The following is a 10,285-nucleotide window of genomic DNA, read 5'->3' as shown; positions in this document are numbered from 1 at the left end:
CGGGAAGCGGGCATCGGGCGGGTGCTGGCGGAAGTGCTGCCCGAAGGCAAAGCGCAGGCCGTGGACGAATTGCAGGCGGGTGGCAAGCGGGTGGCCTTCGTGGGCGACGGCATCAACGACGCGCCCGCACTGGCTGGGGCCGACGTGGGCGTGGCGATCGGCACCGGCACCGACGTGGCCGTAGAAACCGCCGACGTGGTGCTGATGTCGGGCGACCTGCGCGGCGTGCCCAACGCTATTGCCCTGAGCCGCGCCGTGATCGGCAACATCAAGATGAACCTCTTCTGGGCCTTCGCCTACAACATCATTCTGATTCCGGTGGCGGCGGGGGTGCTGAGCGGCTTTGGCCTGAACCTTTCGCCCATGCTGGCCGCCGCCGCGATGGGCCTGAGCAGCGTGTTCGTGCTGAGCAACGCGCTGCGTTTGCGGGGCTTCCAGCCTCCGTTGGCCGTGAAATAGTCGGCCCATGGTCAAGGATTCCAACGGCAACCCGCTCGCAGAGGGCGACAGCGTGATGGTCATCAAGGACTTGAAGGTCAAGGGCGGCACCGACCTCAAGCGCGGCAAGGTCTTCAAAAACATCCGCCTCTCCGAAGACGGCGAGGACGTGGTGGAAGTCAAAGAGGGCCGCAGCACGCTGGTGCTCAAGACGATGTATCTGAAAAAAGCGTGACCCGGAATCAATAGGCTTCGACTTTGGTGGCCCGCAGCCGCCGCTTGAATTCGGCGAAGCGTGCCGGGGTAAATCGGCGGCCCCCATGTTGCCTACTGGTTCGCCAGGGTGGGAAAAGTCCGTTCGTTCATTTCAGCGCCTTCAGCGCGGCGTGAGGGCCGAGAGCATCCCGAAGGTGATGACGGCGGCGGCCAGCAACGCCAGCGCCACGAACCACGCGGGCGCCCGTCCTCCATGCTCGGCGTTGGCGGCGGCCCACCCCAGGCGCAGGTTGACCAGCGCGAACATCAGCAAAAAGGCGTCCAGAGCGTCCACCACCCGCCCGCCACCGATGTCGAGGGGATAGGCCACCAACCGGGTCAGGCCCGCCAGCGCCAGCGTGATGAGCAGGTGCAGCGTCGAAGTCGGCACGCCTCAGCCCAGTTCGTGGTACTGCCCACGGAAGTACAGCAGCGGGTCGTCGTCGGTGTAGCGGCTGTATTCCACGAAGCCCAGATAGAGGGTGTGGTCGCCCGCCTCGATGACCTCGTGTTTGCGGCAGACCAGTTGCGCGATGGTTCCGCCGATCAGGGGCACGCGCTCGTGCATGAACCAGGGCACCTGCTCGTCGGGGCCGGGCCGCCCGGCGAAATGGTCGCTGAGGTGGCGCTGCGCCGCGCTCAGCACATTGACCCCGAAGTGCGTCACGTCCTCCTGGCCCAGCAGCGCGTGCATGTGCGCCCGCTTGTCCACGCTGACCAGAATCAGCGGCGGCGTCAGGCTGACCGAGACAAAGGCGCTGGCGGTCATGCCCCGGCGCTCCTCGCCGTCCTGCGCGGTGACGATGGTCACGCCACTGGCGAACCGGCCCAGGGTCTGCCGGAATTCGAGGGGAGAAATACCGTCTGTCGCGTCGTTGCCCGGATTGTGGGTCATGCGGCCCAGTGTAGCGCCCGGCCTACTTCGGCTTGACGGCAGGCGGCGTTCCCGGGCTGACCACTGCAGGAGCCGGGGCCGCGCCCGGCAGGGGCCGCAGCAGCAAGTCCGGCACGCGCACCACGCCGCGCTCGGGTACCGTGACTGTCCAGCTCTGGGTGCCCACCCGAATTTCGGTGCGGCCCGCCGGAAGAATCAGGAAGCCGTAGTAGCCGTTGCCGTCGGTTCTGACCTGCGCCACCTCGCGGCCTTCCTGCCACGCCGTGACCCGTTGACCGCCCAGCACCTCCGCACCCTGAATGCGCCCCAGCAGCCCCCGCGCACTGGGAGCCACCTCGTTCCAACGCAGGTCGGCGGGCAGGATGCCGGGTTTGGCCCGCAGCGCCCCCCGCACCAGCTCCCGGCCCTGTGCGGGGCTTTCCTTGCCCTCGTAGACGCCGAGGGTGGGCGTGCGGTAGGAGTACCCCACCCAGCCCAGCCCCGCCCGCACGCTGCGCTCGGCCTGCGCCGCGCTCTGGGCCGGGGGGTTGAGGTAGAGGGCGGTTCCGGCGGCCAGGGCGCTGCTTTGCCCGTCGGCGCGGCGGCGCACACTGTCGGCAAAGCTGTTCCAGCCGTCGAACCACGCCCGCTGCTCGGGCAAGGCGTCGCGCTTGTAGTTCATCGGCACGTTGAGTTCGATGAGGCCCTGCTGCACCCAGGTGGGCCAGTCCTGCGCCACGTCGGTCATGGTGCGGGACTTCGCAAAGGCCGCCAGGTCGCCGGGCGCGGGCGGCGCTCCGTAGGTGATGGTGGCGGCACTCATCCAGGCGTCGGGCCGCACCGACTTGACCTCCAGCGCGATGCGGCGCACCAGGGCCGTGACCTGCTCACGTTTCCAGGCCTGCCAGCGCGGGTCGCTCGCGGCGGGGGTGCCGCTGGCCCCACTCTCGGCGCGGTAGCGGGCCAGCGTTTTGGGGTCGTAGCCCCAGTTGCCCCCGTCGGGGTAGCGGATGCGGTCGAGTTGCAGCCCGTCCACCGGGTAATTTCGCACGAGGCCCACCACGCTCTGCACCATAAAATCGGCGGCTCCCGGAATCCCGGCGTCCAGCCAGCCGTCGCGCCCTTCCAGCCAGGAGCCGTCGGCGCGGCGGGCCAGCCACGACTGCGCCCCGCTGTTCGGCCCGTGCGTCTTCATGACGTGACCGGGGGCGGTACTCGGCACAGCGGCGTTCGCCACCCCCGTCACACTGGCCCAGGCGATGACCTTCAGACCGCGCTCGTGCGCCAGCCGGGTGATGACCGCCAGCGGGTCGAAATCCTTTTCGAGCGCCTGGTCGGTGATGAGCGGCAGACCGCTTTTCATGCACAGGCAGTCGCCGCGCCGAATGGCCTGCACGAACAGGGTGTTGACGCCCAGCGCGAGGGCGTCCTCCACCGTCTGCTGCACCTGCGCCCGCGTCTTCAGGCCAGGGCCGAAGGCGTCCACCCACAGCCCGCGCACCGCTGCCCCCGTGACGGGCGTACTCAGGTCGCCGCCCAGCGCAGGCAGCGGCAAATCCGAGTCAGAGGGGGTCAGCACAGGCAAGTCGGGCGAGGGTGCCTGGCCCGCCGGGTCGCCAGGACGGGTGTCGGCACTTGCGGGAGCCGCCGGAAGCTCGACAGGCCACAGGTTGGGCAGCGGAAAGAGGGGCAGCGGCAAAAAGTCGTGCTTGGGCAGCCACTGCGCGAGTCGGGCGAAGGCCGGGGCCGATGGCGCAGTAGGGGCGGGCGGCGCAGTCTGGGCCAGCACCGACCCCGCCAGGGCGAGACTCAGGGCAAGGCGGCGCATGGAGACATTCGACATAGTTCAGGCGGCAGGCTAGCGCACGCGGGCATCGCCCCCGCCCCGCTCAAGCCTCTGCCGCGTCTTCCGGCGTGTCCTCGCCGCCTTCTTCCGCTGCCCCGGTGCGGGCGACCTGGGGGCGACGGTTCTTGCCGATTTCGCGCACCCGGCCCGGAAAACGGCCTTTGACATCCTCGAACATGGGGTGGGCGCGGATATCGCCTGGACGGGAGGGGGCAGTTTCGGCGGGCGTGGTCGGTGCCGGAGCCGGACGCGGCGCGGGCCGGGGGGCTGGGCGCGGGGCGCTGTACTCGGCAAACGGCGCGTCGTCCAGCGCGGGCAGTCCGGCCTCGTCTATGGGTGCCCCGAAATCCTCCCAGTTCGGCTCCTCGGTGATGATTTCACCCAGGTACAACTCGCGGGCGGCGGTGGGTGGCGTCACCCTGTCCCCGCCCTGGGCATCGGCAGGCGCGGGGGCAGGCGCGGCGACGGGGTCTTCCTCCCAGCCGGGGATGTCCACTTCGGGCAGGGGCGCGGGGGCCGCGTCGTCGGGGCTGGGGGGGTCACTCAGGCGGGTTTCACGCGGCGCGGCGCGGTTGACGGGCGGACGGGGCGGCGGGCGCACGGCTCCCGAATGGCCTTCCGGCGCAGGAGTCGGAGCGGGTGCCGCCTCTCGCCGGGGAGCGCGGCGCGGCGTGGGGTCGAAATCGGGGAGGTCGTCGACTGGGGGGGCGGGAGCCGGAGCAGGAGCCGCCGCTGGAATGGGCGTGGGCGCCACCGGAGCCGGAGCGGTCGTGTGACCCGCCGCCTCCCGCCGCCTGCCCAGACCGTCCGGGGCGATAAGTTCGAAGGTGACCGGGCCAAAGACCTGTTCCACCGTCGCCGCCAGTTCGTCGAATTTGCCCGCAATCTGTTTGGCGTGAAAGCTGCTGCGCTCGTCGTAGGTCAGGCTGACATACCCGGCCTCGGCGTGCTGCCGCGCGGGTTTGAGGAAAGCCCGCATCTGCATGGAACTGCGCGAAATGACGCTGCTCCAGTCGCCACGCGGGGCCGCCGCCGGGCTTGCCGCCGAAGCTGCGGCCCCGGCCTCTTCCCGGAGTGGCGCTGTCGGGCGACGTTCTGGGGTCGCCGCCACTGCCGCCGCAGGCCGGGCCGCTCCTGACGCACTTCTGAGGGCCGAGAGTTCCTTTTCCAAGCGGTTCAGCCGCTGCATCAGGTCAGCCGGAACACTGGCCGAGGCCCCCGCGCCGCTGCCCCCTCCCCCATCGGCGGCGAGCAGGGCGTGGGTCAGCGCGAGTTCCAGACTCTGCTGGTCGGCGGAGCGGGCAAAGCGGCTTTCCTGCTCATCCAACGCGGCTTGCAGCTTGAGCAGCCGGGGCACCTCGGCCCCCTCCAGCCGCCCTTCCCCGCCCAGGCCCAGTTCGGCGTGCAGCGCGGCTCCGAAGGCCGCCACCAGTCCCTCGACCACGGTGCGGGCGGCGAATCCGTCGCGGTAAAGCTGCGCCGCGCCGCTCAGGGCCGCGCCCGCATCCCCGACCAGCAGCGCCGAGGCCACGCCGCGCACCCGCTCGCTGGGGGGCAGGCCCAGGGCGTCCTCTACACCCTCGCGGGTCACGGCGGTGCCTGCCGCCAGCATCCGTTCGAGCAGGCTTTCGCCGTCGCGCATGGCCCCGTCCGCCAGTCGGCCAATCAGGTGCAGGGCATCGGCGTCGGCGCGGGCGCCTTCTTGCTGCACCAGCCCCGTCAGTTTGCCCGCGATTTCTTCAGGCGTCAGGCGGCGAAAGCGGTAATGCTGGCAGCGCGAGAGGATGGTAGGAATAATTTTTTCCGGTTCGGTGGTCGCCAGGATGAAGATGACGTGGCCCGGCGGCTCTTCCAGCGTCTTGAGCAGGGCGTTGAAGGCCGCCCGCGACATCATGTGTGCTTCGTCGAGAATGTAGATCTTCTTGCCGCCGCGCATGGCCGCCAGCCCGACTTTTTCGCGCAGGTCGCGCACGTCGTCCACGCTGTTGTTGCTCGCCGCGTCGATTTCCAGTACGTCGGGGTGCGACCCGGCCCGCACTGCCATGCAGCTTTCGCACTCGCCGCAGGGCTTGGGGCCAGCGCCCGTGCAGTTGGCGGTCATGGCAATCAGGCGGGCGGTGGTCGTCTTGCCCACCCCACGCGGGCCGGAAAACAGGTAGGCGTGCCCCACCCGCCCCTGCTCCAGCGCGGTTCGCAGCACGTCCTTGACGTGTTCCTGGCCCACGATGTCTTCCCAGCGAATAGGCCGGGCACGCTGATAGATGGCGCTCATGGACGCCTCCGGGGGGGGCAGGACGCTGGGGGATGGTGCTGTCGCGTCATGGTCCCGTTCACGGCTTCAGTGTACAGGCCAGGGAAAGGATTACGGTGTGAGCGTATCACCAAGGCGAGCTTGATGTACTGCCAAGCCCCCAGGGCGCTGCGTTAAATTGACCCCATGCCCTCACCAGCTGGCCCTCCCCTCAGCCGTGCGGCCCGGCTCCTTGCTGCCGCACGTTGGCTGTGTGGACGCTCGCTCGAACGCAGTTACATCTGGGTCCAAGAAGCCGCCCGCGTTGTCGAATCTTCCGGCGAAACCGACCTGCTGGCCCAAGCCCTCAACTTTCAGGCGACCATCGAAATTGACCTGGGTCTGAGCCAGCTGGCCCACCAGAAGTTGCTGCGGGTCCAGCAGCTCGCCGAGGACATCGGGGACGCGGCGATGCGGGTCAAGGCCGCCAACAACCTGGGGCTGCTGCACGTCATGCGCGGCGAGATACGCGACGCCATGCGGGAATTGCAGGCCGGGTATCAGATTGTTCAGCAGGAAGCCGGGGCCATTCCGCCAACGCTGACAGGGCGAATCATCATCAATGTCGCCGCCGCCTACAACCTCTGGAACGAACCGGAAAAGGCGCTGCATACCCTCGACCGTCTGAGCCAGTTCTCGATCCTGGCCCCGGAGATGCAGGTCTACAGCGAGTTGACCCGCGCCCACGCCAACCTGCTCCTGGCACAGCATCACCGCACGCTGGGTCAGCCGGGGCACACCGCCGAACACCTGGACATGGCCGAGCAGAGCCTGCGCCGCTCCGACCACCTGCAAGACCCCCTGTCTCCCTGGGTCGTCCACTGCGAGCGCGAACTGCTCTGGGCCGACTGGCTGGTGCAGCAAGGGCGCAACGCCGAGGCCGAGCAGAAACTCAGGGACGCCCTCACCTCCACCCGGAGCCACTACTGCTACGGCGAAATCAAGGCGCGGCTGGCCCTGGCCCGGTTGCTCGACGACCCGGCACAGGCCATAACGCTGCTGCGCGAGGCCCTGGACCTGAGCCGCAAAAGCGGCATCACCGAGGCCGACGGCGAACTGCTCGAAGTCCTGGCGGCCCGCTACGAGGCCCTGGGCGAGTGGCGGCGGGCGCTGGAAATCCAGAAGGAACGCGTCGCGCTGCTGCAGCGGCGCAACCATCTCCTGACCCGCGAGAACATGGAGTTCGTGCAGGAGGCACATGACGCGGTTCTGCTGAAGGGCGACCCCCTGCAAGGACGGTTGCGGAAGGCCGAGTATGAGGCCCGCACCGACAGCCTGACGGGGCTGCACAACCGCCGCGCCATCGAGGAAAAGCTCCCTGGCCTCATCGGGCGACTGACCCTGACGGGCCACAGCCTGCACGTCATTCTGGCCGACATAGACCACTTCAAGGGCATCAACGACACCTACTCGCACCTGTTCGGAGACGAGGTGCTGCGCCGCATCGCCCAGCTTTTTCAGCAAGCGGGCCGCCGGACCTTCGCCGCCCGCTACGGTGGCGAGGAATTGCTGCTGGCCGCCGAAGACCTGAGTGACCGCGAAGCCTACAACCTGGCCGAGCAGCTCCGCCAGCAGGTCATGGGCCTGCGCTGGGACGACCCGCCCAATACCGTCACCATCAGCCTGGGCCTCACGCGGGCGCGGCCCGACGACACCGCCGTCTCACTGCTGGGCCGTGCGGACCAGGCCCTCTATCAGGCCAAGGAGGGGGGGCGCAACCGCACCGTGGTGCTCGAACCCGAAGAATTCTTTGCGCCCGAACCCCAGTCCCCGGCTCAGCCCCGGATGTAGCCGCTCCACTCGGGCTGCCAGTGGGCAAATTGCCCGTGCGCGTACACGCCGAAGGTGGGCGCGTGCGGGAGGGTTCGCAGCGGCATGGCGGCTTCCTCGGGGGTGCGGTTGCCCTTGCGCTGGTTGCACTCGCGGCAGGCGGTCACCACGTTGTCCCAGCCGTGCTTGCCGCCGCGTGACCGGGGCTGCACATGGTCGAGCGTCAGTTCGTTCTGGCTGCCGCAGTACTGGCAGGTGAAATGGTCGCGGCGCAGCACGTTGCGGCGGTTGAAGGGCACGGCCTCGGTGCGGGGGCGGCGCACGTACCTACGCAGCCGAATCACGCTCGGCACCTGCATGACCGTGCTGGGCGAGCGAATCACGTCGCGGCTCTCTTCGAGCACTTCGGCCACGCCGTATTGCAGCAGCGTAATGGCCCGTTTGATGCTCGTGACCTGCAAAGGCTCATACGAAGCGTTCAGCACCAGCACACGCGGGGCGCTCAGATCGGGCGCGATGCGGGCGGGTGCGGGCGGGGGTATTCGGGTTTCCTCCTTCCGGGCCTGAGTGTTCATGCTTCAGTGTAGAAAAAGTGGGTCAGGAAAATGTTGCGCCAGAACGCTTAGTGGGTGGGGGCAGCGCCTAGCGCAGTCGGCCTATCCTGAGCCCCATGCACATTCCTGTCATCGTCATCGGCGGCTTTCTGGGCGCGGGCAAGACCACCCTGGTCAACCATCTGGTGCGCTCGCTGCCGCACCGCCTGGGCATCATCGTCAACGAGTTCGGGCAGACGGGCGTGGACGGCGGCCTGATCGAGCGACTCGAAGACGACGTGCAGGAGCTGACGGCGGGCTGCCTGTGCTGCACGGGCCGCGACGACCTGCTGCGCGCCCTGGTCACGATTGCCATGCGCGAGCAAAAGCCCGACGCCGTGATTGTCGAACTGAGCGGCGTGGCCGACCCGACCCCGGTGCTGGCAACTCTGCTCGATTCGGCGGTGCGGGCGGCCTTCGCGCTGGCCTCGCTGGTGGCGGTGGTGGACGCCCGCCACGTCCTGCAAACGCTGCAAGACCACCCCGAAGCGGCCCGCCAACTCGCCTACGCGGGGCTGGTGGTGCTGAACAAGACCGACCTGGCCGACCCCGCCCGCCTGGACCACGCCGAGGGCGTGTTGCGCGGCATCAACCCGCTGGCGGACATCGTGCGGGTGGAGCAGGGGCAGATAGACGCCGAAAAGCTGCTTTCGCGCCGCGACTTCGACCCCCGCGTGCTGGAGGGCGCGCCCCCGGTGCAGCACACGCCGGGACTGCGCAGTTTCACGCTGCGAACGGACGGCCCGCTCGACCCCTACGCGTGGCAGCGCTTCATGACCTCGCACATCCTGGCGCGGCCTGCCGAGGTGCTGCGCGTCAAAGGCTTCCTGACGCTGCACGGCTACCCGCAAAGGATTTTGTTTCAGGCGGTGCGCGACCTCTTTACTGCCGACGCCTGGGACGACGCGCTCGGCGGCAGCGAACTGGTGTTTATCGGGCGGGGGCTGGAGCAGGAAGAGTACGCGGCGGCGTTCGCGGCGTGCGTGGTGGAAACGGGCCGTGAGCCATGAACCGTGAGGCATGATTTTTTCCGGCCCAAACCTCAAAGCTCATGGCTCAAAGCCCATTTATCCCGTAGCATGTGGCCCATGACCCTGCACCCTGACCTGACGCTGCCCACCCCGGAGGAACTGGAACGCCTGACCCCCGAGGAGCTGGCCGCGCAGATGAACGGGCCGCAGGGAGAAGGTTTGGCGGGAACGCTGGGTGCCCGGCTGGGCATTCGCTATGTCCGGGTGAGCCGGGAAAACATCGTGGCGACCATGCCCGTCGAGGGCAACCGCCAGCCCGCCGGACGGCTGCACGGCGGCGCGACCCTGGCCCTGGCCGAAGAACTCGCCAGTGTCGGCTCGTGGCTCAACCTCGACCCGCAGCGGCAGGTGGCGGTCGGGGTGGACCTCAGCGGCACCCATGTGCGCGGCCTGACCGAAGGATTCGTGACGGGAGAAGCCCGCCTGAGCTACCGGGGCCGATCGCTGATGGTCTGGGAAATCGAGATGAAGGACGAACGGGGCCGCACCACCTCGCTGTGCCGCTGCACCTGCAACGTGATTAGCATCGGGGCGTGATGGCCCGACCTGCCAACCTTCGGGGCGTTCGTGTCGCGTGACTTGGAGCTGCCAGCGGGCAGTGCAGCGGCCTCTCTGCGTGAGCAGACAACGGACGGGACCGAACGACTGACGTTCGAGGAGCTGCTGTTGGGAGGGGAGTAGAGCGCGGAGGCGTCAAAACCAGTCTTTGAGCACCCGCGCCCCCCGGCTGCCCTGCTGACTTTTCCTGTCCAGCCACAGGGAAAACAGGCCACTGAGCAGCAGCACCAAGGCGCACGCCGCCGCCCAACGTCCCAGATGCGCCGGTTGGCTGAGGACGGTGTCCACTGACAGCAGGGCCATAACGGGCAACATGCTGCTTCCGCGCAGGCCCACGCGTTGCCAAAAGGGGCGCTGGGCGTGGTCAAGTGAGGGCAACCGGAAAGTCAGCGCCGAGAAAAAGCCCACCAGCAGGGCATAACCGTAAAACCACAGCGGCAACCGTTCCGGGCTCCAGCCCACTTGCCAGAGGCCGAACAGGAAGGCGAGGGCGGTGTACAGGGCAACGGGCAGCAGCGGCATACACCACTCCTACGCTGCCCACGTCCGGAAAGTTTCGTCCCGGACAGGTTTACCGCTTGTCGCCTACCCACAGCCCTGCGATGCCGAAGGTCAGGGCGCGGTAGCGGG

Annotated in this window: 11 protein-coding genes; 5 read left to right on the top strand and 6 right to left on the bottom strand. The window is 68.6% G+C overall.

Features of this window, described 5'->3' with window-relative positions; translation table 11 throughout:
- Positions 1 to 459: HAD-IC family P-type ATPase (locus tag Q4C89_RS11945; protein ID WP_303102841.1), on the top strand; the 459-nt coding region annotated here is incomplete at its 5' end.
- A gap of 7 nt (positions 460 to 466) precedes the next feature.
- On the top strand, positions 467 to 673 hold the full coding sequence (locus Q4C89_RS11940) for a PhnA domain-containing protein (RefSeq protein ID WP_303102840.1): 207 nt from the start codon (positions 467 to 469) through the stop codon (positions 671 to 673).
- Between the two features lie 141 nt (positions 674 to 814).
- Here Q4C89_RS11940 and Q4C89_RS11935 read toward each other — a convergent pair whose 3' ends face one another.
- The 4 genes from Q4C89_RS11935 to dnaX form a co-directional block, all read right to left on the bottom strand.
- Positions 815 to 1,084, bottom strand: a complete 270-nt coding sequence (locus Q4C89_RS11935; protein WP_303102839.1) for a hypothetical protein — start codon at positions 1,082 to 1,084, stop codon at positions 815 to 817.
- A gap of 3 nt (positions 1,085 to 1,087) precedes the next feature.
- Positions 1,088 to 1,588: a flavin reductase family protein gene (locus Q4C89_RS11930; protein WP_303102838.1), complete on the bottom strand. Its 501-nt coding sequence runs from the start codon at positions 1,586 to 1,588 to the stop codon at positions 1,088 to 1,090.
- 22 nt (positions 1,589 to 1,610) lie between these two features.
- A complete protein-coding gene (locus Q4C89_RS11925) occupies positions 1,611 to 3,395 on the bottom strand; it encodes a glycoside hydrolase family 10 protein (RefSeq protein ID WP_303102837.1) in 1,785 nt (594 codons plus the stop codon).
- Between the two features lie 61 nt (positions 3,396 to 3,456).
- A complete protein-coding gene (dnaX, locus tag Q4C89_RS11920; protein WP_303102836.1) occupies positions 3,457 to 5,685 on the bottom strand; it encodes a DNA polymerase III subunit gamma/tau in 2,229 nt (742 codons plus the stop codon).
- A 165-nt stretch (positions 5,686 to 5,850) separates the two neighbouring features.
- On the opposite strand from dnaX, the gene Q4C89_RS11915 reads away from it, so the two are divergent.
- Positions 5,851 to 7,494, top strand: coding sequence for a diguanylate cyclase (locus Q4C89_RS11915; protein WP_303102835.1), 1,644 nt, complete (start codon positions 5,851 to 5,853; stop codon positions 7,492 to 7,494).
- On the opposite strand, the gene Q4C89_RS11910 is transcribed toward Q4C89_RS11915, so the two are convergent.
- A complete protein-coding gene (locus Q4C89_RS11910; protein ID WP_303102834.1) occupies positions 7,479 to 8,048 on the bottom strand; it encodes an HNH endonuclease in 570 nt (189 codons plus the stop codon). The two genes, Q4C89_RS11915 and Q4C89_RS11910, sit on opposite strands and share 16 nt — an antisense overlap.
- Before the next feature lie 95 nt (positions 8,049 to 8,143).
- On the opposite strand from Q4C89_RS11910, the gene Q4C89_RS11905 reads away from it, so the two are divergent.
- Both Q4C89_RS11905 and Q4C89_RS11900 read left to right on the top strand, forming a co-directional pair.
- On the top strand, positions 8,144 to 9,076 hold the full coding sequence (locus tag Q4C89_RS11905; RefSeq protein WP_303102833.1) for a GTP-binding protein: 933 nt from the start codon (positions 8,144 to 8,146) through the stop codon (positions 9,074 to 9,076).
- 78 nt (positions 9,077 to 9,154) lie between these two features.
- On the top strand, positions 9,155 to 9,634 hold the full coding sequence (locus tag Q4C89_RS11900) for a PaaI family thioesterase (RefSeq protein ID WP_303102832.1): 480 nt from the start codon (positions 9,155 to 9,157) through the stop codon (positions 9,632 to 9,634).
- Between the two features lie 156 nt (positions 9,635 to 9,790).
- Here Q4C89_RS11900 and Q4C89_RS11895 read toward each other — a convergent pair whose 3' ends face one another.
- Complete coding sequence (locus Q4C89_RS11895) at positions 9,791 to 10,177, bottom strand: hypothetical protein (RefSeq protein WP_303102831.1); 387 nt, start codon at positions 10,175 to 10,177, stop codon at positions 9,791 to 9,793.
- Between the last annotated feature and the right edge of the window lie 108 nt (positions 10,178 to 10,285).

The sequence above is a fragment of the Deinococcus sp. genome, from assembly GCF_030523985.1.
Lineage (GTDB): Bacteria > Deinococcota > Deinococci > Deinococcales > Deinococcaceae > Deinococcus.
This window is presented reverse-complemented; position numbering and strand designations above follow the sequence as displayed.

What these genes read in the sequence shown, in the direction of transcription:
- Q4C89_RS11895 (WP_303102831.1), bottom strand. Translation starts at nt 10,177, where the DNA reads ATGCCGCTGCTGCCCGTTGCCCTGTACACCGCCCTCGCCTTCCTGTTC.
- Q4C89_RS11915 (WP_303102835.1), top strand. Translation starts at nt 5,851, where the DNA reads ATGCCCTCACCAGCTGGCCCTCCCCTCAGCCGTGCGGCCCGGCTCCTT.
- Q4C89_RS11900 (WP_303102832.1), top strand. Translation starts at nt 9,155, where the DNA reads ATGACCCTGCACCCTGACCTGACGCTGCCCACCCCGGAGGAACTGGAA.
- Q4C89_RS11940 (WP_303102840.1), top strand. Translation starts at nt 467, where the DNA reads ATGGTCAAGGATTCCAACGGCAACCCGCTCGCAGAGGGCGACAGCGTG.
- Q4C89_RS11930 (WP_303102838.1), bottom strand. Translation starts at nt 1,588, where the DNA reads ATGACCCACAATCCGGGCAACGACGCGACAGACGGTATTTCTCCCCTC.
- Q4C89_RS11925 (WP_303102837.1), bottom strand. Translation starts at nt 3,395, where the DNA reads ATGCGCCGCCTTGCCCTGAGTCTCGCCCTGGCGGGGTCGGTGCTGGCC.
- Q4C89_RS11910 (WP_303102834.1), bottom strand. Translation starts at nt 8,048, where the DNA reads ATGAACACTCAGGCCCGGAAGGAGGAAACCCGAATACCCCCGCCCGCA.
- dnaX (WP_303102836.1), bottom strand. Translation starts at nt 5,685, where the DNA reads ATGAGCGCCATCTATCAGCGTGCCCGGCCTATTCGCTGGGAAGACATC.
- Q4C89_RS11905 (WP_303102833.1), top strand. Translation starts at nt 8,144, where the DNA reads ATGCACATTCCTGTCATCGTCATCGGCGGCTTTCTGGGCGCGGGCAAG.